The organism is Streptomyces sp. GbtcB6 (assembly GCF_019091475.1).
In the GTDB taxonomy this organism is placed as follows: domain Bacteria; phylum Actinomycetota; class Actinomycetes; order Streptomycetales; family Streptomycetaceae; genus Streptomyces; species Streptomyces hyaluromycini.
In genome coordinates, this window is the sequence record NZ_JAGXJL010000002.1 from 536150 (window position 1) to 556332 (window position 20183).

Below are 20183 nucleotides of genomic sequence, written 5' to 3' on the forward strand. Positions count from 1 at the left end.
AACGGGGGTTAAGGCCACCGCACAGACCGGCTCCGGGCGATGTGAGCGGAGCGGTCCGGGTTGCCGGCCGGTACGGTCCCAGGATGCCTCGCGCGCCCGCCCGGACCGGCCCCGGGACACCCGCGGGCAGCCCGGGCCGGTCCCGGGACACCCGCGGGCAGCCCGGACCCGTCCCGGGATGCGCCGTGCCGGCACCTGGTGCAGGATGAGGGCGGCCGAGGGAGGGGGCAGGCGAGGAGGACCGGGTGGACAGGGACACCTCCTCACGACGACCAGCCGCACCGGCCCCACCGGTCGCCCGGGGCACACCGACGCCCTCTCCGGCACCGGCACCGGCGGCAGCGGGCGCGCGCGCCGTCGACATCGGCTACATCGATCTGCTGCGCGGCATCGTCGAGGACGCGGCCGTCGGTTTCGCGGTCCTCGACACCGATCTGCGCTACATCTACGTCAATCCGCACATGGCCCGGATGACGGGCCTGCCCGCCGCCGCGTACCTCGGCCGCACCCAGCACGAGGTGCTGCCGCACATCCAGCGGCCCGACCAGGTGCTGCTGGACGTCATCCACGACGGACGGCCGCGCGAGGCCATCGTCACCGGGCGGACCTGGGTGGACTCGCCGTACCAGGTCCGGGAGTGGCGGTGCGTGTACCACCGGCTCGTGGACAGCACGGGCAAGGTCGTGGGCGTCGCCGCGGTGGGCCTGGAGATCAGTGAGCCGCAGCAGTACGTCTACGAGCTGGAGCGCGCCCACCGGCGGCTGGCGCTGCTGGACGCGGCCGCGTCCCGGATCGGCACCGGCACCGATGTCGCCGGGACCTGCCGGGAGCTGGCCGAGTTCGTCGTACCGGAGCTGGCGGACGCGGCCGGGGTGGAGCTCAGTCCGCCGGACACGGCGTCGGCGCGGCGGGCGCCGACCCGGCTCGCGGCGTACGCCACCCGTCCGGGGCTGGTCACCGGCCTCGCGGCCCTTGACGCGCGCGGTGAGCTGGTCGGCTGGCCGCGGGGCACCGGAACCCGGCGGAACCTGGCGGCGGGCCGGATCTGGCGGCGCAACGCGATCACCGCGGCGCAGTGGCGGTCGCTGATCCCCCGCTGGCCGCCGGCCCGGGCGTGTCTGACCGCCCGTGTCCACTCGGTCCTTCTCGCTCCCCTGGTCTCGGACGGCCGGGTGCTCGGCATCCTCATGCTGGCCCGGGCCGGGGACTCCGGGACGTTCTCGAACGAGGACGCCACGGTCGCCCGCGAACTCGCCGCCCGCGCCGCCCGCGCCCTGGACCGCGCGGTCCGCTTCGAACGCGAGCACACCATGGCCCTGGAGCTGCAACGGGCCCTGCTGGCCGAGCCGGGCCAGCTCCAGCAGCACGCCGGTGTGGAGACCAGCGCCCGTTACCGTCCCGCCGACGACGGCTCGATGATCGGCGGCGACTGGTACGACGTCCTGGCGCTGCCCGACGGCCGCACCATGCTCGTCATCGGCGACGTGATGGGCCACGGCGTGGACGCGGCGGTGGCGATGAGCCACTACCGTTCGACGCTGCGCGCCCTGGCCCTCGCGGGACTGTCGCCGCGCCGCATCCTCCAGCACGCGGACCGGATGGTCGCCGACTCCGGCTTCGAGCGGGTGGCCACCTGCTTCCTCGCGCTCGGCGACTCGGACGTCGCCACGCTCACCTACGCCAGCGCCGGCCATCTGCCGCCGGTCTGGCTCAGCCCGCAGGGCGAGATACAGCTGGTCCCGGTGCCGGTCGGCCCGCCGCTGGGCAGCGGGCTCGGCCGGTACGAGCAGCGCGTCACCCCGGAACGCGGCGGTGTGCTGCTCCTGTACACGGACGGGCTGGTGGAGCGGCGCGGCGAGGACATCGACCGCGGCCTGGCACGGCTCACGGGACTGTCGCTGTGCCCCACCGACCCGCTCGACAAGATCCTCGACACGGTCCTCGCGCACCTCGCCACCGGTTCGGAGGACGACATAGCGCTGCTCGCGGCCCGCGCGGTGCGGAGCTGAGCGCATGCCCGTACGCCGGGGCGCGCGCCCGCCTCGCCTCCGGTCGCCGTGTGACACCGCCGAGACGTGGCTCGTTCAACGCCAGGGAAACGATCAGCAGTGAGGACCGGGAATGCGGCACGAGGAGAACGGCGCGGCGGCGGCCGTGGAGCAGGCGCTGCGGGAGTGGCTGTCCCGGGACGCCGGGCATCCGCTCACTGAGGTGCACCGCTGGGCGCTGCACCCGCCGGGCAAGCTGCTGCGGCCGGTGCTGCTGCTGGAGTCGGCGGCGGCCGTGGGCGGGTCGTACGAGCGGGTCATGCCCGCTGCGGTCGGGGTGGAACTGGTGCATGTGGCGAGCCTGTTGCACGACGACATCCTCGACGACGACCAGTTGCGCCGCGGCAAGCCGTCGGGGCACGCCAGGTTCGGGCCGGGCGCGGCCGTCCTGGGCGGTGACGCGCTGATGTTCGCGCTGTTCGAGCAGGTGGTGGAGTGCGGTCGGCGCGGGGTGCCGGAAGCGGCCGTGACCCGGGCCGTGGGCACGCTGGCGCGGGCAGGCCGGCGGATGGCACAGGGGGTGGCCCGGGAGCTGGACCCGGTCCGGGCGCCGGATGCGATCAGCGGGTATCTGGAGATGGTCCGGCTGAAGACGGGCGCGCTGCTGAGTGCCTGCTGCGAGGCGGGGGCGGTGCTGGGCGGCGGCTCGCCGGGGCAGGCGCGGGCGCTGGCCGGGTACGGCGAGGCGCTCGGGGTGGCGTTCCAGATCCGCGACGACCTGCTGCCGTACGGCCCGGAGGCCGGGCGGGAGGGCAAGCCCGCCGACAGCGATCTGCGCAACGACCGGCCCAGCCTGCCCCTGCTGCTGGCCAGGCCGGTCTCGAAGGATCCGGAGAAGGTGGGGCGGCTGCTGGTGGAGACGGGCGCGCTGGAGGAGTCCACGCGGATGGCGCGGACGTATGCGGAACGGGCCCGCCGGGAGCTGGACCCGCTGCCGCAGGGCCCGCACCGGGCCGCGCTGTGCCGGACGGCCGACGCGCTGGCCCCTGGGCCGTGGCGCACGCGCGGCGCCCGGTGAGGACACGGCTGTCCGGCCATCTGGACACGCTGCGCGTGATGACGTCCCGGCCGATGCTGCGGCCCGAGCCCTACGAGGGGGGCGGTGCGGTGAGTGCGTGCCGCTCAGTCGTAGGTGAGGACCATCCGGAAGCGCGCGGCCCCGCTGAGCATCTTCTGGTAGGCCTCGCCCGCCTGCTCCAGCGGTACGGTCTCGATCGTCGGGCGGATCCCGTGCAGGGCACTGAACTCCATGGTGTCCTGGACGTCCTGCGCGGTGCCGGACGGATGGCCGCGGATCTCTCGCGCGGCCCCGAGCAGCTGGAGCGGGGTGGCCCCGAGCGGCTCGGTGTCCAGGCCGATCACCACCAGCTCGCCCCGGGGGCCCAGCCCGTCCACGGCCGCCGTGATCGCCTGGGAGTTGCCCGCCGTGGCGAGCACGACCTTGGCGCCGCCGAGCGACTGGAGGGCCTCCGCGACCGGGGTCGCGGCCGTGGAGTCGACGTAGTGGTGGGCGCCGAGCTGCTTGGCGAAGTCGGCCTTCTCGGCACCGCGGGCGACGGCCACCGTCTCGAAGCCCATGGCCACCGCGTACTTCACTCCGAGGTGGCCGAGCCCGCCGAGACCGACGACGGCGACCAGGTCACCAGGGAGCGCCGGGCTGCGCCGCAGGCCGTTGAAGGTGGTCACGCCCGCGCAGCCCATGGGGGCCGCGTCGGCCGAGGTCAGCCCGTCGGGGATGCGGGCCAGGGCGTCGACCGGCGCGATCACCTGCTCGCCGAAACCGCCGTCGTAGGTCCAGCCGGGCGTCTTCATGTTCTCGCAGACGATGAAGTCGCCCTGGCGGCAGGGCTTGCAGTGGCCGCAGCTGCCGCCGAACCAGCCGACCGCCACCCGGTCGCCGAGCTGCCAGCCCCAGTCCTCGATGCCCTCGCCGAGCTCCTCGATCCGCCCGGCGATCTCGTGGCCGGGTACCACCGGGAACGTGACGCCCGGCAGCGCGGCGGTGACGAAGAAGGCGTCGCTGTGGCAGATGCCGCAGGCCTCCACGGCGATCCGCACATGGCGGGGGCCGGGCCTCGGCACCTCCCGCTCGACGATCTCGAACGGCCCGCCCAGGGCGGGCACCTGCGCGACTCGGTAGATACTCATGCGTCTCTCCCGGAACGGGTACGACGGGTACGGTCCGAAGCCCCCACACCCAGCACACCAGCTCCGGGCCGATCGCGCGCGTCGAGCCCCGGGTGTCAGCTCCCGACGTACTGCTGCAGCCAGGGCAGCAGCAGTGCCCGAGTGGCTTTGGTGCCGATGTTGACGGAGGACTGGTCGTAGGCGTGCTCCAAAAACGGGAGCTCGACATAGCGGTGGGTGATGCCGGCCGCCGTCAGTTTGTCGGCGAACGCCTTGGTGTGGTCGGCGAAGACGAGGTGGTCGCGGGAGCCCTGGAGGATCAGGGTGGGCGGGGCCTCGGGGCCGATCTGGTTCGCGGCGTCGACGGCCCGGAAGCGCTGCGGGTAGCGGGCGGGGCTGCCGCCGACGTACTGGTCGGCGACCTGCCCGCCGTACGCGGAGTCCGGCACGGAGGCCGTCATGTCGACCACCGGGTACGAGCCGATCGCGGCCTTCACCTTCGGCAGCTGCGCCGCGGTGCCGCAACTGGGCTTCAGCGTGCCCGCGTTCGCCTTGTAGGCGACGTTGATGGCGAGGTTGCCGCCCGCGGACCCGCCGAAGGTGGCGACCCGGTCCATGTCCAGGCCGTATTCGGAGGCGTGCGCGGTGGCCCAGGTCAGGGCGCAGCCGACGTCGGCGTCCGCGGTGTTCCAGGTGTGCCGGGTCGCGGTGGCCAGCCGGTAGTCGACGTCGAGGACGGCGTAGCCGTGGTCGGCCAGCCAGCTCGTGTACGGGTTCGGGCCGCGGGAGCCGGAGATGAAACCGCCGCCGTGGATGCTGACGACCAGCGGCGCGGCGGACTTCGCCGTCGGCAGGTAGAGGTCCGCCTTCAGCGGCTCGCCGCCGAGCGTGGCATAGGTGACGGTGCGGTCGGGCCCCCGGCCGGCGGCCTTCGCCGGAGAGGCCGGTGAGAAGACGAACCAGTCGCCGGTCGCGCCGTGCACCGAGAAGATCTGCACGGTGGTGGTGATCAGGGCCAGCAGCAGGGCCGTACCGCTGAGCGCGGTGACGGCGACGGGGAGCCGCCGGCCGCCGCAGCGGCGCAGCGCGAGGACGCCGACGGCCAGCGCCAGGGCCGCGAGCACGATGTTCCAGGAGCCGAGGGTGTCCCGGAAAACGGCGAGCAGGAGCATCGGCAGCTGGAGCGCCAGGACGGACAGGACCGGCGACCACCAGCCGACGGGCAGCACCGCCGCCAGCTGCCCGAGGAGGACGAACACGGCGACGGCGACGGCCACCACGAGCAGTACGGCGCGGGCGGTGCGCCGGGCCCGGGTGGCTTGGGGATTGTTGCGCATGGGGGTGGGTGTCTCTCGTTTCACGGACTGGGTGGGGGCTGTAGCGCCCCTTCAGGGGCGCGGGGAACTGCGCGAGCAACCACGACGCACCCGCAGGGACAGGCCGGTGATCAGCCTGGGAGCGGACCCTGCGGCCCGGCAACGCGTCCGCCGCGTACGCCCCCCGTTCGGGGGGTCAGGGCGGCGGCCACCAGCGCGGCGCGGTTGGGCACGCCGAGCTTGCGCATGCTCGACGCGAGGCTGGACTTCACGGTCTCGGCGCCGATGCCGAGCCGCGCGGCGACCTCCCGGTTGGTCGCGCCGAGCGCGACCTCGGCGAGGATCTCCCGCTCCCGGGCCGTCAGTACGTCGTCCACGGCCGCCGCGGCCTCGTCGGTCAGAGTCAGGACCAGGGCCTCGATCTGCCGCCGCTGCGGCCCGTCCGCCATCGAGGACGCGATCTGCACCAGTTCCGAGCAGACACCGGCGAGCCGCCGCCGCCCCGCCACGCCGCCCGCCCCGCCACAGCCGCCGGCCGCACGCCCTCCGGCCGCCGCCCGCAGGCGCTCCAGACGGCGGTTCAGGGCCAGGTCCTCGGCGAGGTCCCGTTCCAGGGCGCGGACGAACGTCAGGACGTCGCCGATGACGCGGTCGCCGAAGACGTGTTCATGGCGCAGTCCGCCCACGAGCACGCCCCGCGGCCCTCGGGGCACCCTGATCGGGACGGCGAAGGAGGCGCCGACCCCCTCCCGGCGTACGGCGGCGTCGTAGTCGTGGCTGATCCCCTGCGCACTGCAGTAGTCCCGGACCAGTACCGGCCTGGTCAGCAGCATCGCCTTGCCGCCGAGTCCGGCGCCGACGGTGACCCGCAGGTTGCGCAGGCCGTCGCTGGTGGCCCCGACGAGCTGGTCGACGACGTAGTGGTCGGCGCCGGTGTCCATGAACGTGCCGACGACGAGGTCAAGCCCGGCCACCCGCCGTACGTCGTGGAGGAGCAGCGTGAACGACGACAGCTGCGCCGGGGTGAGGGCCGGTACGGTCATGTGCTGTGCCCCGCTCTCAGGCGCCCGGGACGCGGTCCAGGTCGATGCCGGTGCCGGTCACCCAGTCGGGTTCCGCCACCAGCAGGGCCAGTTCCTCCTGCCCGAGGTCGACGTCCACGGCGTGACGGTAACCGGCCGACCCGGCAGCCGTGATCACGCCCCGGTCGGCGACGGGGACGGCGAGGACGACCCGCCGGCAGTGCGGATCGGCGTCCCGGACCGCCGCCGTGAGACTCCGCAGCAACGCCGGGAGCAGGTGCTCCGGGCATCCGGCACCCACCCGTAGCTCCAGGTCGCGGGCACCGGCCGGATACGCGTCCCGCAGCCGTCCCGCGGCACACCGTTCCAGGCGTACGTCCACCGTCACCCCGTCCCGGCACAGGCGGAAGCCGGCCGCGGTGCGGCCTCGGGCGGTCGGCACGGTCTCCCAGCCGGGGTGCGGGGCGAGGTCCGCCGGGACCGCGGGCACCGTGAACATCTCAGCCCTCCTCGGTCGCCAGCCGCCGGATGACGGCCTTGTCCAGCTTCCCGGAGGCGTTCCTCGGCACCGCCGGCACCAGCGTGAGCCGCCGCGGGAGTTTGTAGCGGGCCAGCCGCCCGGCCGCGTACGCGCGGACGTCCTCCAGGCCGATGCTGGTGCCGGCGGCGACGGTGACCACCGCGGAGACGGCCTCGCCCCACTGTTCGTCGGCCACCCCGACCACCGCGACGTCCACCACGCCCGGCATGGCCGCCAGGACCCGCTCCACCTCGGCCGGGTAGACGTTCTCCCCACCGCTGATGATCATGTCCTTGAGGCGGTCGACGATGAAGAGACAGCCGTCCTCGTCGAGATAGCCGATGTCCCCGGAGTGGAACCAGCCCTCCGCGTCGAACGCGGCGGCCGTGGCCTGCGCATCGTTCCAGTAGCCCGCGGTGACGTTGGGACCGCGCACCACGACCTCACCGGGCTCCCCCGCCTTCACCGGCTCGTTGCTGACGGCGTCCACGACCCGCACCTGCGTGTAGGGCATGGCGATCCCCGCCGACCCCAGCTTGTCCAGGGTGCGCTCGGCGGGCAGGTGGGTGGCGAAGGGCGCGGTCTCGGTCAGGCCCCACGCCTGCTGCAGCAGCACCTCGCGCCCGGCGTAGAGCTCGACCAGGGACGGCGGCACCGGTGCGCCCGCGACCACCACCGCGCGCAGATCGCCGAGATCCTGCTCGAAGAAGCCGGGGACGCGGGCCAGCGCCGCGAACATCTGCGGGACGCCGAACATGGAGTTGACCCGGTGGGTGACCAGGTCGTCGAGGCACTCCTGCGGATCGAAGGAACGGCGTACGACGACCGTGCCGCCGCGCACGAGGGTGCGCAGGGCGAAGCTGTTGAGGGCGCCTATGTGGAAGAGCGGGGCGGCCGCGTAGGTGACGTCACCGCGGCGCGTGTCCAGGCGCAGGTCGACGTTGACGGAGTTCCACCAGGCGTTGCCGTGGGTGAGCACGACCCCCTTGGGCGTCCCGGTGGTGCCGGAGGTGAACATCAGGATCGCCGGGTCGTCGGCGTACTTCCGGGCGAGGGCGATCGTCGGCGGCGCGGCCGCGATCAGGGGCGACCAGGGCTCCCAGCCGGCGGCACCGGCGGCGGCCGGTACCTCGGGGTCGTCGTCCACCAGCAGGAGGCGCCGCAGCTCCGTGGCCCCGCGCACCGCTTCGACCGGGAGGCGATGGCCCTCCTCGCAGACGATCACCTCGGCGCCGCTGCCCGCCAGGACCCGCTCCAGCTCGGGCTCGGCGAGCCGGAAGTTGACCGGGACGAAGACGGCACCCAGCCGGAACGCGGCGAGCATGGTGACCAGGAACGCCGGGCTGTTCAGGCCGAGATAGGCGACGCGGGTGCCGTCGGCGACGCCGCCGCCCGCCAGGACGCTCGCCAACCGGGCCGCCCTGCCGTCGAGTTCGGCGTAGGTGAGGTCGCCGCCCGGGTAGCGGACGACCACCTCGTCGGCCTGGTGGCGGGCGTGGCGGGCCACCGCCGCGGCCGGGTTGAGGTCGACCCTGAGTCCGGAGTTGCGCGGGTGGGGACTGGGCACAGTCAGCACTCCTCGTCGAGTGTCATGGGTGGTCGGAGTCGTCGGAACCGTCTGAACCGTCGGAGCCGTCAGAGGTGGTCGCCGCCGGCGGCGTGCGCGAAGCCGCGGACGCCGATGCCGCCGTCGACGGAGATCGCGTGCCCGGTGATCGGGCCGCTCTGCTCGCGGGCGGCGAGCAGCACGTACGGTCCGGTGAAGTCGCGCGGGTCGGTGCTGGAGTCGTGCAGCGGGATGAGCGGCGGGGCGTCCGGCTTCTGCTTCGCGAAGGACGCGGAGATCGAGCGGTCGCCGAGCGCCAGTGCCTCGGGGCCGCGCAGGTCGGTGTTCATGCCGCCGCAGGCGACGCCGTTGACGCGGACCCTGGGCGCGAGTTCGTAGGCGAGTTCGCGCATGAGGCCCAGGCAGGCGTGCTTGCTGGCGGTGTAGAGGGGGCCGCCGCCGTTGACGTAGAAGGAGGCGTTGGAGAGGGTCATGACGATGCTGCCGCGGCTCTTCACCAGCTCCCGCCAGGCCGCCTCGGCCGCCAGCAGACAGCCCTTGACGTTGACGGCGAAGATCTCGTCGAAGGCGGCGTCGAGTTCGGCGGCGCCGAGCCGGGTGAGCTGCCGCTGGTAGTCCCAGACACCGGCGTTGGCGACGAGGGTGTCGAGCTTGCCGAAGCGTTCGACGGTCTCGGCGACGGCGGTGTGCAGCCGCCCGGAGTCGCGTACGTCGCCGGTGACGGCGTGGATCCGGTCGGGGGCGACGGCGACGACCTCGTCCAACTGGCCCCTGTCCCGGCCGAAGACGGTGACGGAGGCGCCCTCGGCCACGAACCTCTCGGTGACCGCGCGGCCGATGCCCGCTCCCCCGCCGGTGACCAGGGCGACGTACCCGGGCAGCCAGCCCATCACCGCTCCCCGAGGTGGCGGACGACCAGCTCCTCGAACTCCGCCTGCCGTTCGAGCTGCACCCAGTGCCCGCACCGGCCGAACACGTGCAGCTGCTCGTCCTGGATCTGCCGGAGCATCAGCTGGGCGCCGTCGAGGGTGATCGTGCGGTCGTCGCGGCCCCAGACCAGCAGCGTGGGCGCCTTGATCCGGTGCAGGTCGCGCCAGAGCGGGTCCATGCCCCCGCGCTTCGCGAACGCCGCGTTGTAGCGGTGGTAGAAGGCGATGTGGCTCTCGTCGAGGGAGGCCTCGTAGCGGGCCTTCACCACGTCCGCGCCGAACTGCCTGTGGTCGTAGACCATGGTGCGGATGAACGCGGCCATCTTCTTCTCGCTGGGCCCGCCGCCGTTGTAGTAGCGGAACATCTCCTTCTGTCCCTCGGTGGGCGTCGGCCCGGACGGCAGCCAGCCGCCGCCGGGTGCCATCAGCACCAACCGGGCGACCCGCTCGGGGCGTTGCTGGGCCATGGCGATGGCCGCCGCTCCGCCGAGGCTGTTGCCGAGCAGGTGGAAGCCCTCGATGCCGAGGGAGTCGAGGGCCTGGAAGAGGGCGTCGACGGTGATCTCGGTGATCGACCGTTCGGCGAGGTCCTCGTCCGTCGGGCGGTAACTGCCGCCGAAACCGGGCTGGTCGGGCAGGACGACCCGGAAGTGCCGGGCCAACGCGGCGAGGTTCTGGTGGTAGTTGCCGACGCCGGAGGCGCCGGGGCCGCCGCCGTGCAGCATCACAAGGACCGGTCCCTCACCGGTCTCGGCGACGGCGATCTCGCCGAGCGAGGTGGCCACGCGATGGTGCTTGAGTTCGGTCACGACGGTTCCCAATCAGAGGAATCAGAGGAGTCACAGGAATCAGAAGAAGGTCGAGATGTTCTTGGCCAGCAGGATGTTCTGGTCCAGCAGAACGGTCCGGCGGGCCACCTTCAGCCCGCCGTCCGCGCCTCTGCGCAGGACGTCCGTGCGGCTGCCGGCGAAGACGTTCTCCTCGCGTTCCAGGCGGTTGCGGTAGACCAGGAACGCCGAGCGCGCCTGCAGGTCGTCGGCCGTGAACTCCGGGTTCTCGGCCGGGTCGTGGTGCCGTACCAGCACGTTGGTCACCAGGTGGCGGGTGCGGGACGGCGGGTCCTCGGCCCAGGCCATGCCCGAGTCGAACCGGCGGATGCGCCAGGCCAGGCTCTCCTTGGTCTCGTCGAAGAACGCGGCCTCGCCCCGCGCGGCCACCGCCAGCGTCTGCTGCCGGCGCAGCCGGTTGGTGCGGGTGGGCACCCAGTAGTCGAGGTCGTCGGCGAGCAGCTCGAGCCAGTCGGTGTAGCGGCCGTCGTCGAGGAGGGCGGCCTCCTCGTAGTAGAACTGCTCGACCTCGAAGTGCGTGTCGCGGTCGGCGCGTTGGGCAAGGGAGGTCACGGGGTCACCTTTCCGGGCGCAGCAGGGTGCGCAGGCTCACGTCGGGGTCCGCCAGCCGTCCGGCGTCGACCGGTGTCCGGCGGTCGATCATCCGGCGGGCGGCACGTACGGCGGCGGAGTCGTCGACGGCGGCAGCGGCCACCACCCGCCCGTCGCGCAGGCCGAAGACCGCGAAGGACGCCTCGGCGCAGGAGCCGCGTACGACGGTCCGGGCGGCCGACGTCATGTGCCCGACGGCCTCGATGTGGCGGCCGTGCCGGTCCGTCCAGAACCAGGGCGCCGTCGGGGCGGGGGCCGCGGCGCCGAGGAGGGTGGCGGCGGCCCGGGCGCCGTCCTGCTGCGCGGCCTCCCAGTGCTCGGCGCGGGCCTGCCCCTGCGGCCGGGCCGGGTCGCCGACCGCCAGCACGGCCGGGTTGGAGGTCACCTGTCCGGCGTCGACCAGGATGCCCCGGTCCACGTCGAGGCCGGCCCGCTCGGCGAGCCCGGTGTGCGGCACCATGCCCACGCCGACGACGACGGCGTCGTACGACCGTGATCCGGCCTTGCCGGTCAGCCGGACCTCGATGCGGTCGCCGCGGTCCGTGAACGACTCCACGGCCGCCCGGGCGGTGGTGATGCCGTGCCAGGTGTGCATGTCGTGCAGCCAGGTGGCGAGTTCCGGGCCGAGCGCGGCGGCCAGCGGGGAGGCCAGCGGGTCGACCAGGGTGACCTCGCAGCCCAGGCGTACGGCGGTCGAGGCGGTCTCGGCGCCGATCAGGCCGGCGCCGACGACGAGGATGCGGGCGCCTGGTGTCAGTGCCGGGCGCAGCCGGTCGGCGTCCTCGGCGGTGCGCAGGACGTGCACGCGCTCGCCGTCGATGCCGGGGATCGGCGGGCGGGCCGCGCTGCCGCCGGTGGCGAGGACGACCCGGTCGGCGGGCAGCATGGTGCCGTCGGAGAGTTCGAGCCTGCCCTCGGCCGGGCGCAGCGCGGTGACCGTGGTGCGGTTGACCAGCCGGACGCGCTGGTCGTCGTACCAGGACGGCTGTTGGAGGGCGAGCTGCCGTGCGGGCCTGGTCCCGGCGAGGTAGTCCTTCGACAACGGCGGCCGGTCGTAGGGGAATTCACCGGCGTCGACCAGGGTGACCCCGCCGTCGAAGCCCTGGGAGCGCAGGGCGGCGGCGGTGCTGACGCCGGCGATGCCGCCGCCGACGACGACCACGTTCACGGCGTCTCCCCGGGGAAGAGCCAGACCTCGCCGTCGCGGACCTCGACCCGGTGCGGGCAGGTGTTCCTGGTCGCGGGCAGCCCCTGGACCTCGCCGTTCTTCAGACAGAACCTGCTGGCGTGCAGGGGGCATTCGACATGGCCGTCCTCCACCCAGCCGTCGGCCAGTGAGGCGTCCTCGTGGGTGCAGGTGTCGTCCAGGGCGTACACGGTGTCGTCGGTGTCGCGCAGCAGGGCGATGTCGTCGGCCGTGCCGGTGACCTCCTTGGCGACGGCGAGGCCTTCGCCCCGGGGGATGTCGTCGAGGGCCGCGACCCGGATGCCGTTGCTCATGCCTTGTTCTCCTCGTGCTCCTCGTGCTCTTCGTGCTCCTCGTGCCAGGCAGGGGTGTTCATCAGCTCGCGCCAGCGCCCGTAGAAGGCCCGGCCGGCGGCGTCGCTGTACAGCTCGCTCGTCAGACCGGGATGGCGGCCGTCGTGGCGTTCGCTGCCCATGCCCATCTGGTAGTTGAGGGCGACGCCGTTGGTGATGAAGCCGTGCGCGATCGCCTGCACCTCGCTCCAGTTCTCGCCGTCGTCCTGCTCGAAGATCCCGCTGGGCCCGAACGTCCGCAGGTTGTAGAGGCGTTGGGCCTCCCGGACCTCCTCGGGCATCGACTTGTCCACGATCGTCCAGGCCCATACCTCCATCCGGTCCGGGCCCTTGGGGTGCCAGACCCGGACGGAGCCGTTGACGGGGAGGTAGGAGAAGTTCGGGAAGACGGTCGCGTGGCCGTTCGTCAGCGGTCCCTCCACCCGCGCCGCACCGAGGCGTTCGCGCAGGGCGTCATAGTCCGTCCACTTGTGCACGGTCTGCGCGTCGAACCGGTTCCTGGGGTGGACCGGGAAGCCGGCGCCGTGGCCGTTCGGGTCCACGTACTGGCGGCCGGTGCGGTGGACGACCTCGTCCTTGGGCTTCCGGCCGGCCGGTGCGAGCAGCATGAGTGCCGAGGCGTGGCTCATGTTCACGTGGTACCAGTCGGTGGCGAACTGCTCGGCCGCCAGTTTCCAGTTGCCCTCGAGCACCCACTTGTGGACCCCGCCGACGACGACCGTGCCCTCGTCGTCGTGGTCGAGCATGGCGTCCATGTACCAGGCCATGTCCCCGAGCGACTCGCGCAGCGGGACCGGGTCCGGGTTCCAGGTGCCGAAGACCAGCCCGTGGTACGTCTCCACGTGCGGGACCTCGACCAGGCCCCACTCCCGGGTCTCGAACTCACCCGGATAGCCGTCCTTGTTGGGGACGCTCACCAGCGACCCGTCCAGGTTGTAGGACCAACCGTGGTACGTGCAGGTGAAGTTGCGGGTGGTGCCGGAGTCGGCGCGGCAGACGCGGGCGCCCCGGTGGCGACAGGAGTTGAGGTAGGCGCGGATCCGCCGGTCGCGGTCCAGGGTGACGATGACCGGGTCCTCGCCCATGTACGTGGTGAAGAAGTCGCCGGGCCGGTGGAACTGGTCGGTGTGCGCGAGGAACAGCCAGCTCGGCGCGAAGACCCTGCGCAGCTCCTGCCGGTACAACTCGCCGTCGGTGAAGACCATGCGGTCCAGAAGTCCGCCCTCGGTGTCGACGAGCCCGGCGACGTCGATGTTCCGTGCCAGGTCCGCGGGGCGCCTGAGCGCTCCGCGCGGTGCCGCCGTGGCAGCGCCCTTGGGTTCGTTCGTCGAGGTCATGGCCTCAGCGAACAGCAGCAGGTCGGACGGGTGCCATCGGCCGTTCCGTACGACGGCACGCGGGCTGTCGGCGGCCCTGGGCGGCGGGAGAGCGTGCTCCCATGCTTGCCGCAACCGCCGTCTCCCAGAGCGCGACCGACCCGTTGGCCGGTCTCGTCGTCGGAGACGTTCCCGAGCCCGGGCCGCGCCCCGGCTGGTCGACCGTCCGTGTGATGTCGTCGTCGCTGAACATGCACGACCTGTGGACCCTGCGCGGGGTGGGCCATCCACCGGAACGGCTGCCGGTCGTCCTCGGCTGTGACGCGGCGGGGTACGACGAGGACGGCAACGAGGTCCTCGTCCATCCGGTGATCGCCGACGCGGACGCCGGTCTGGGCGACGAGACGCTGGACCCGGGGCGGGCGCTGCTGTCGGAGCAGCACGACGGCGCCTTCGCCGAGTACCTCTCCGTCCCCGCCCGGAATCTGATCCCCAAACCGGCGTGGCTCACCTTCGACGAGGCCGCCTGTCTGCCGGTCGCCTGGGGCACCGCGTACCGGATGCTCTTCACCCGGGCCGGGATCCGGGCGGGCGACCGGGTGCTGGTGCAGGGTGCCGGGGGCGGGGTCGCCTCGGCCGCGATCAAGCTCGCGGTGGCCGCCGGGGCGGTCGTCTACGCCACCAGCCGCAGCGCTCAGAAGCGGGCGCAGGCCGAGTCCTGGGGCGCGCGCCGGGCCGTGGCGACCGGTGAACGGCTGCCCGAGCGGGTGGACGTGGTGGTCGAGACGGTCGGCGAGGCGACCTGGTCGCACTCGCTCAGGTCGCTCCGCCCTGGCGGCACGGTCGTGATCGCCGGGGCGACCAGCGGCACCAACCCGCCCGCCGACCTCGGCCGGGTCTTCTACCTCCAGCAGCGCATCCTCGGCTCCACCGGCTGCACCCGGGCCGAACTGGTCGCCCTGCTGAAGCTGATGGACGCCACCGGTCTGCGGCCGGTCATCGACCGCGCCCTGCCCCTGGCCGAGATCCACAAGGGGTTCCAGCTCATGATCGACGGGCGGCTGACCGGCAAGCTCGTCATCCACCCCCAGTCCCAGCCCCAGCCCCAGGGAGAACCATCGTGAACGCCGCCGCCGTCGGGCTGTCCCACTCCCCGCTGATCGGCAGGAACGACCCCGCGCCCGAGGTCCTCGCCGCCGTGGCGGAAGCGGTCGAAGGGGCCCGTTCCTTCGTCCGCGCCTACGACCCCGAACTGGTCGTCCTGTACGCCCCGGACCACTACAACGGCTTCTTCTACAAGGAGATGCCGCCGTTCTGCCTGGCCACCGCCGCCCACGCCGTCGGTGACTTCGGGTCGGCGGCGGGGCCGCTGTCGGTGGACACGGAGGCGGCGGCCGAGATCGCCCGCCGGGTGCTGGAGCGGGGCATCGACCTGACCGTCTCGGCGCGGATGACGGTCGACCACGGTTTCGTCCAGCCGCTGGAGGTGCTGTTCGGCGGGATCGACAAGGTGCCGGTCGTCCCGGTCTTCGTCAACGGGGTCGCGACTCCGCTGGGCCCGGTCGGCCGTATCCGCGCGCTGGGCACGGCCGTCGGACAGGCCGCGGCCGGACTCGACCGCCGGGTGCTGTTCCTCGGCTCCGGCGGGCTCTCCCACGACCCGCCCGTCCCGGTCCTGGACGGTGCTCCGCCACGGGTCGCCGACGCCCTGATCGAGGGACACCCGCCGACCCCCGAGCAGCGGGCCCGGGGCGAGGAGCGGGTGGTGCAGGCGGGCCGGGACTACGCGGCCGGCTCGACGCGGATGATCCCCGTCAACCCCGCCTGGGACAACCAGGTCCTGGATGTGTTCGAAAGTGGACGGCTGACGGACGTCGACTCCTGGACCGTGGAATGGATGGGCGCCGAGGGCGGCGGCTCGGCCCACGAGGTCCGCACCTGGATCGCCGCGTTCGCGTCCCTCGCCGCCACCGGTGACTACCGGATGGCCTCCCGCTTCTACGCGCCGATCCCGGAGTGGATCGCGGGCTTCGCGGTCGCCACGGCGGAGCCCGCCTGAGTCACGGGCGCGGCAAGCGCCGGAGTCACGGGCGCGGCGGCCGGCCCGTCCGCTGCTGCGCCTGGGAGGCCGCCGCCGCGACTCGGCGTACGTCGGCGCCGAGTCGCCGGGTGTCGATCATGCCGCGCCGCCCGGCGATGGAGAGCGCGGCCACGGCCCGCCCCGACCGGCCCAGGACGGGCGCGGCGACGCAGCTCAGCCCGAGCTGGCTCTCCTCGTCGTCGTAGGCGATGCCGGTCCGGCGGATGCGGTCCAGTTCCTCGGCGAGTGCCGCCGGGTCGGCGACGGTCCGGGCGGTGAAGCGGTGCAGCGGCCCGGCGATCGCCTGGGCGGCGGCCTCGGCGTCGTAGGCGAGCATGACCTTGCCCACGGCGGTGGCGTGGGCGGGGAGCCGGCCGCCGATGCGGGACGGGACCGGCGCCGGACGGTGGCCGTGGAGCTTGCCGAGGTAGACCACGTCGGTGCCGTGCAGGACGGCGAGGTGGGCGGTGTGCCGGGTGAGCTCGTAGAGGTCGGTCAGGTACGGCAGGAGCAGGTCGCGCAGGCTCTCGTGGCCGGCCGCGTACACGGAGCGGCCCAGCTGGTGGAGGCGCTCGCCCAGCCGGTAGTCCGTGCCGACCCGTTCCACGACGCCGTTGCGCTCCAGCATGCCCAGCACCCGGTGTGCGGTCGACTTGCTCAGCTGGGCCCGCCGGGCCAGCTCGCTGACGCCGACACCGCTGCTCGCCCTGTCACCGAAGGCGACCAGCAGGCTGATGGCCTTGTCGACGGCGGCCCGGTCGTCACGGGCCTGGGAGGCGAGGGAGGCGGTGGTCATGGCGGTTCACCTCAGCTTCGAGGGGGTCCGGCGTCATTTTCAGTAGACCGTCCGGAAACTTTTACGTGACAAGCATGGCCAGACCGCCAGCCGTCCGTCAACAATGACGGGATGCACATTAAAAGTGACGACCTGGCCCATGAGAACGAGCTGGTGGCCCGCAACGTCCGCCGGTTCCGGCTCGAACGTGCCATGTCACTGGGCGAGCTGGCCCGCCGTTCCGGTCTCTCGAAGCAGACGCTGTCGAAGATCGAGCAGGGGGCGGGCAACCCGACCGTGGAGACGCTCTCGCTGCTCGGTGCGGCCCTGGACGTGCCGGCCCGCCGGCTGCTCACCGAGTGGGGCACACCGGTCTATGTCCAGCGCCACGACGAGGGGGAATGGTCCGACAGCGGCAACTGGTCGGAGCGGCTCCTCGACGAGGTGTACGGCTCGGGTTACGTCAGGACCCTGGTGCTGCGTCTTGAACGCAGCGGCAGGCAGCCCGAGCCCGTCGTCCCGCACGCGGCCGGCACGCTCCACCACATCTATGTGATCACCGGAAAGCTGCGCACCGGCCCGCTCACCGAACCGGTCGACCTGGCGGCAGGGGACTTCGCCCGGTTCCCCGGAGACATCCCCCACCGCCATGTCTGCCTCAGCGAACGCGCGGTCGCCCACATGGTCACCACGCTGCCTCAGGTACGGCAGATCAGCCCCACGGTGCTGCAGGGCGGGCCCGTCGCCTGATCAGGAGGTGATGCCGTTGTACTGGTCCCAGGTGTAGGCGAGGTCCGGCGAGGAGGGCTTGCCGGGCCAGTTGAAGTAGTCCCAGACGAGTTCGGCGGGGTTGGTGGCGAGGTAGCCCCGGCCGGGCAGGTCGTTCGAGTCGTCCCAGGCCCAGGGCGGGTTGGCCGCGTCGGTGGCGCAGGCGCCGTTGGCGGGGCCGAGGACCCCGCCCGCGCCGCACTTGGCACCGTAGGGGTTGGAGCTGTCGTCGCCGGCGAAGTTGTCGGTGGTCGCGAACAACGTTGTCAGGGTGCGGTTCGCCCACATGCCGTTCGCGGCGAAGACGTCGGTCAGGGTGTACTGCACGTCACGGTCGTTGGAACCGGACGGCACCTCGGCGGTGGAGCCGGGGTAGTAGACGATGCCGTCGCCGCTCGCGTACTGACTGCGCTCCTGGGACAGGTAGCCCTCGGCCCACGCGGCATGGGTGTTGGGCTGCTGGGTCGTGAACGGGCGTCCGTGGCCGTCGTCGTGCGGGTCGCCCTGCAGCTTCAGCGTGCCGTCGACGCTCTCCTGCCCGCTGGTGAAGTCGCTGCCGGAGGGCACCCAGGAGTAGAAGTTGCTGTGCGCGACCGTGATGGCGGCCTTCAACTGCCCGTGCGAGGAACCGTCGTTGGCGACGACGACCAGGACGCCCTCGGCGTCGTTCTCGTGCTCGGTGAGGTCCTCCTGGTAGTTGTCGAGGACTCCGTCCGACCAGTCGCGCGGGTGGAAGTACGTGTACAGCAGGTACGAGAAGGACGGGGTCTGGACGACCGAGTAGTAGACGTGCGCCGGGAGCGGGAACTGGCTGGTGTTCTCCCAGTTGTTGCGGCCGTGGAGGTCGCCGTCGTAGTCGTACGACGTGATGTAGTCGGACTTGCCGCCGAGTGCGGTCTCGCCGGTGGAGTCCACGTCCTGGAAGTTGACCGGCGCCCACCACTGGGCGAGGGCGGCTCGGTCGGTGGCGGCGTCCGCGCCGGCGGGGGTCGGCTGGGTGAGGCCGGCACCGCAGACGGCGGCGAGGGCGGCCGTCACGGCGAGGGATCTGCGTCTGGTCAGAGGCATACGGAAACGGTGGGTGCGGGGGGTTGCCACGGTTCCTCCGGGGGCGGCGAAAGGAACCGGCACGTCGGTGAAGTCGACGTGCCGGTAAGGGAGTTGACGTTTGTTCCGGTGGTGCGGGTGATGCCGCGCGTACGATACAGCGCGGCACGGGCGGGCCGGCAGGCCTCAGCAGGTGATGGTGCCCCTGCGCAGCGCGTGACCGCTGTCGTTGCTGTCGTCGGACCACCACACGGGCTTGCTGCCGCCGCTGCACGCGTCGGAACCGGAGACGGCGAAGCCCTCGTTGTTGAGGTTGTCCATGCCGGTCGGGCGGTTGTAGATCGCGGTGGTGGCGAAGACGCCGGAGGAGTTGATCTGCATGGTCCGGTGCCGGCCGTCACAGGTGTCGTCGCAGACCACCCACAGGCGGGACGCCTGCGGTTCCCACTGGAGCTCCATGACGCCGGCCATGCCGCTGCTGAGGGACGCGACCCGGGTGAAGGTGCCGCCGTCCTTGAGGACGTAGCCGTAGATCATGCCGGTGCCCTCGACGCCGACGAAGAACACCCCGCCGGTGTGCGAGCCGTAGTTCGCCGGGTTGTAGGCGGCACCGGTCGAGGCGTCCTTGAACCCGGCGGCGGTCAGGGTGGCGTCGGGGACCCAGGTGATGCCTTCCAGGCCGAGGTTGGAGCCCACCGACGGCAGGTCGGAGGTCAGGTTCCACTCGGTGGTGGCGGAGAGCGTGGTGGCGGTACCGCTGACGTCGTACCTGAGGACGGAGAGCCGGCTGGTGCCGGACGAGTCCGCGTTGCGCTCACTCGACACGTACACGCCGCCGCTCGAACCTGAGCCGGTCAGGGTGACGCCCTCGTCGTCGGGCGTGCCCGAACCGCCCGGGAACTTGAGTGTCTTCCCGGACGTCCAGCCGTTGGCTGTGTCGGCCTTCCAGGCGGTGGAGCCGTTCGGCACCAGCCGCCACAGCTTGCCGCTGTTCTGTGCCGCCCAGAGCACGCTCCCCTCCTGGTAGAGGCCGCTCAGGTCGGAGCCGAAGGCGTTCTTGGTGTCGGCGGTGGCGACCGAGCTGCCGCCCGGCCACGCGGTCGCCGAAATACCGCCGGAGCCGCAGTCGTTGGCGGCGCCGAGGGTCAGCGCGGCGGAGCCGAAGGTGCCGGTGCCGTCGGGGCAGCGCGACCACGACGGGGCGGAGTGCTGGGTCCAGCTGAAGCTGTCGACCAGGGTGGTGCCGTCCGCGAGGTAGAGGCGCGCCTCGTCGTCGGAGCCCAGGCCGAAGGCGTTGTGCACGTCGAAGGCGACGAAGCCGCCGGGCGCAAGGGTGGTCCCGGAGGCTATCGCGTACTTGGAGCTGTCGTTGTCGTCCCTGAGGATCCAGCCGGAGAGGTCCACCGTGGCGGTGCCCTTGTTGTAGAGCTCCACGGAGTCGTTGACGTCTCCGGTGGTCACCACCTCGTTGATCCGGATGTCGTCGGCCGCCGCCGCGTGGGCGGGGGACGCCGTCAGGGCGCCGACGGCGAGCGTCGGTCCGGCGACGGCGACGAGCAGAACACGGAGGCTGCGGCGCCACCGGCGAACGCGTGATTCGGTCACCAAATCCGTCCTGGGGTTTCGTTGTGACAGGCCGCCAGGACCTTTCCGGCGCGGCTCGAACGGCTGCCTTCGCGCAGGTGAGGAC

19 protein-coding genes are annotated in these 20183 nt (G+C 72.7%); 5 read left to right on the top strand and 14 right to left on the bottom strand.

What is annotated here, in order from left to right:
• Nucleotides 1–245: 245 nt before the first annotated feature.
• Together KVT45_RS05200 and KVT45_RS05205 are read left to right on the top strand one after the other, a co-directional pair.
• Nucleotides 246–2009 (top strand): SpoIIE family protein phosphatase, encoded by a 1764-nt coding sequence (locus KVT45_RS05200; RefSeq protein WP_217545265.1) that lies wholly within the window; start codon nt 246–248, stop codon nt 2007–2009.
• 112 nt (nt 2010–2121) lie between these two features.
• Nucleotides 2122–3066 (top strand): polyprenyl synthetase family protein, encoded by a 945-nt coding sequence (locus KVT45_RS05205; RefSeq protein ID WP_217545266.1) that lies wholly within the window; start codon nt 2122–2124, stop codon nt 3064–3066.
• 104 nt (nt 3067–3170) lie between these two features.
• Here KVT45_RS05205 and KVT45_RS05210 read toward each other — a convergent pair whose 3' ends face one another.
• From KVT45_RS05210 to KVT45_RS05260, 11 genes are all read right to left on the bottom strand, one after another.
• Entirely contained in the window at nt 3171–4196 is a 1026-nt protein-coding gene (locus tag KVT45_RS05210) for an alcohol dehydrogenase (RefSeq protein WP_217545267.1), read from the bottom strand.
• Nucleotides 4197–4291: 95 nt separating this feature from the next.
• A complete protein-coding gene (locus tag KVT45_RS05215; protein WP_217545268.1) occupies nt 4292–5512 on the bottom strand; it encodes an alpha/beta hydrolase in 1221 nt (406 codons plus the stop codon).
• A gap of 110 nt (nt 5513–5622) precedes the next feature.
• Nucleotides 5623–6534, bottom strand: coding sequence for a helix-turn-helix transcriptional regulator (locus tag KVT45_RS05220; protein WP_217545269.1), 912 nt, complete (start codon nt 6532–6534; stop codon nt 5623–5625).
• Between the two features lie 16 nt (nt 6535–6550).
• A complete protein-coding gene (locus tag KVT45_RS05225; RefSeq protein WP_217545270.1) occupies nt 6551–7012 on the bottom strand; it encodes a hypothetical protein in 462 nt (153 codons plus the stop codon).
• Between the two features lies 1 nt (nt 7013).
• Nucleotides 7014–8600, bottom strand: coding sequence for an AMP-binding protein (locus KVT45_RS05230; protein WP_217545271.1), 1587 nt, complete (start codon nt 8598–8600; stop codon nt 7014–7016).
• 68 nt (nt 8601–8668) lie between these two features.
• Nucleotides 8669–9490 (bottom strand): 3-(cis-5,6-dihydroxycyclohexa-1,3-dien-1-yl)propanoate dehydrogenase, encoded by an 822-nt coding sequence (gene hcaB, locus KVT45_RS05235; RefSeq protein ID WP_217545272.1) that lies wholly within the window; start codon nt 9488–9490, stop codon nt 8669–8671.
• Nucleotides 9490–10338, bottom strand: coding sequence for an alpha/beta fold hydrolase (locus KVT45_RS05240; protein ID WP_308310648.1), 849 nt, complete (start codon nt 10336–10338; stop codon nt 9490–9492). Before KVT45_RS05240 ends, hcaB begins: the two co-directional genes overlap by 1 nt.
• A 39-nt stretch (nt 10339–10377) precedes the next feature.
• On the bottom strand, nt 10378–10929 hold the full coding sequence (locus KVT45_RS05245; RefSeq protein ID WP_217545273.1) for a 3-phenylpropionate/cinnamic acid dioxygenase subunit beta: 552 nt from the start codon (nt 10927–10929) through the stop codon (nt 10378–10380).
• Between the two features lie 4 nt (nt 10930–10933).
• Nucleotides 10934–12136, bottom strand: a complete 1203-nt coding sequence (locus KVT45_RS05250; protein ID WP_217545274.1) for an FAD-dependent oxidoreductase — start codon at nt 12134–12136, stop codon at nt 10934–10936.
• Nucleotides 12133–12468 (bottom strand): non-heme iron oxygenase ferredoxin subunit, encoded by a 336-nt coding sequence (locus KVT45_RS05255; RefSeq protein ID WP_217545275.1) that lies wholly within the window; start codon nt 12466–12468, stop codon nt 12133–12135. Before KVT45_RS05255 ends, KVT45_RS05250 begins: the two co-directional genes overlap by 4 nt.
• Nucleotides 12465–13844 carry an SRPBCC family protein gene (locus KVT45_RS05260; protein WP_217545276.1) on the bottom strand — a complete coding sequence of 460 codons (1380 nt, stop codon included), beginning with the start codon at nt 13842–13844 and terminating at the stop codon, nt 12465–12467. Before KVT45_RS05260 ends, KVT45_RS05255 begins: the two co-directional genes overlap by 4 nt.
• Nucleotides 13845–13945: 101 nt before the next feature.
• Here KVT45_RS05260 and KVT45_RS05265 point away from each other — a divergent pair, with 101 nt between their 5' ends.
• Nucleotides 13946–14947 carry a zinc-binding dehydrogenase gene (locus tag KVT45_RS05265; RefSeq protein WP_217545277.1) on the top strand — a complete coding sequence of 334 codons (1002 nt, stop codon included), beginning with the start codon at nt 13946–13948 and terminating at the stop codon, nt 14945–14947.
• Complete coding sequence (locus KVT45_RS05270; protein WP_217545278.1) at nt 14944–15882, top strand: 3-carboxyethylcatechol 2,3-dioxygenase; 939 nt, start codon at nt 14944–14946, stop codon at nt 15880–15882. Before KVT45_RS05265 ends, KVT45_RS05270 begins: the two co-directional genes overlap by 4 nt.
• Before the next feature lie 25 nt (nt 15883–15907).
• Here KVT45_RS05270 and KVT45_RS05275 read toward each other — a convergent pair whose 3' ends face one another.
• Nucleotides 15908–16699, bottom strand: coding sequence for an IclR family transcriptional regulator (locus tag KVT45_RS05275; protein WP_217545279.1), 792 nt, complete (start codon nt 16697–16699; stop codon nt 15908–15910).
• Nucleotides 16700–16810: 111 nt separating this feature from the next.
• Between KVT45_RS05275 and KVT45_RS05280 the strand changes: the two genes are divergently transcribed.
• Nucleotides 16811–17428 (top strand): helix-turn-helix domain-containing protein, encoded by a 618-nt coding sequence (locus KVT45_RS05280; RefSeq protein WP_217545280.1) that lies wholly within the window; start codon nt 16811–16813, stop codon nt 17426–17428.
• On the opposite strand, the gene KVT45_RS05285 is transcribed toward KVT45_RS05280, so the two are convergent.
• Nucleotides 17429–18514, bottom strand: a complete 1086-nt coding sequence (locus KVT45_RS05285) for a hypothetical protein (protein ID WP_217545281.1) — start codon at nt 18512–18514, stop codon at nt 17429–17431.
• A 165-nt stretch (nt 18515–18679) separates the two neighbouring features.
• On the bottom strand, nt 18680–20098 hold the full coding sequence (locus KVT45_RS05290) for a lamin tail domain-containing protein (protein ID WP_217545282.1): 1419 nt from the start codon (nt 20096–20098) through the stop codon (nt 18680–18682).
• Between the last annotated feature and the right edge of the window lie 85 nt (nt 20099–20183).

What these genes read in the sequence shown, in the direction of transcription:
- KVT45_RS05205 (WP_217545266.1), top strand. Translation starts at nt 2,122, where the DNA reads ATGCGGCACGAGGAGAACGGCGCGGCGGCGGCCGTGGAGCAGGCGCTG.
- KVT45_RS05210 (WP_217545267.1), bottom strand. Translation starts at nt 4,196, where the DNA reads ATGAGTATCTACCGAGTCGCGCAGGTGCCCGCCCTGGGCGGGCCGTTC.
- KVT45_RS05215 (WP_217545268.1), bottom strand. Translation starts at nt 5,512, where the DNA reads ATGCGCAACAATCCCCAAGCCACCCGGGCCCGGCGCACCGCCCGCGCC.
- KVT45_RS05220 (WP_217545269.1), bottom strand. Translation starts at nt 6,534, where the DNA reads ATGACCGTACCGGCCCTCACCCCGGCGCAGCTGTCGTCGTTCACGCTG.
- KVT45_RS05225 (WP_217545270.1), bottom strand. Translation starts at nt 7,012, where the DNA reads ATGTTCACGGTGCCCGCGGTCCCGGCGGACCTCGCCCCGCACCCCGGC.
- hcaB (WP_217545272.1), bottom strand. Translation starts at nt 9,490, where the DNA reads ATGGGCTGGCTGCCCGGGTACGTCGCCCTGGTCACCGGCGGGGGAGCG.
- KVT45_RS05255 (WP_217545275.1), bottom strand. Translation starts at nt 12,468, where the DNA reads ATGAGCAACGGCATCCGGGTCGCGGCCCTCGACGACATCCCCCGGGGC.
- KVT45_RS05260 (WP_217545276.1), bottom strand. Translation starts at nt 13,844, where the DNA reads ATGACCTCGACGAACGAACCCAAGGGCGCTGCCACGGCGGCACCGCGC.
- KVT45_RS05265 (WP_217545277.1), top strand. Translation starts at nt 13,946, where the DNA reads ATGCTTGCCGCAACCGCCGTCTCCCAGAGCGCGACCGACCCGTTGGCC.
- KVT45_RS05275 (WP_217545279.1), bottom strand. Translation starts at nt 16,699, where the DNA reads ATGACCACCGCCTCCCTCGCCTCCCAGGCCCGTGACGACCGGGCCGCC.
- KVT45_RS05280 (WP_217545280.1), top strand. Translation starts at nt 16,811, where the DNA reads ATGCACATTAAAAGTGACGACCTGGCCCATGAGAACGAGCTGGTGGCC.
- KVT45_RS05285 (WP_217545281.1), bottom strand. Translation starts at nt 18,514, where the DNA reads ATGCCTCTGACCAGACGCAGATCCCTCGCCGTGACGGCCGCCCTCGCC.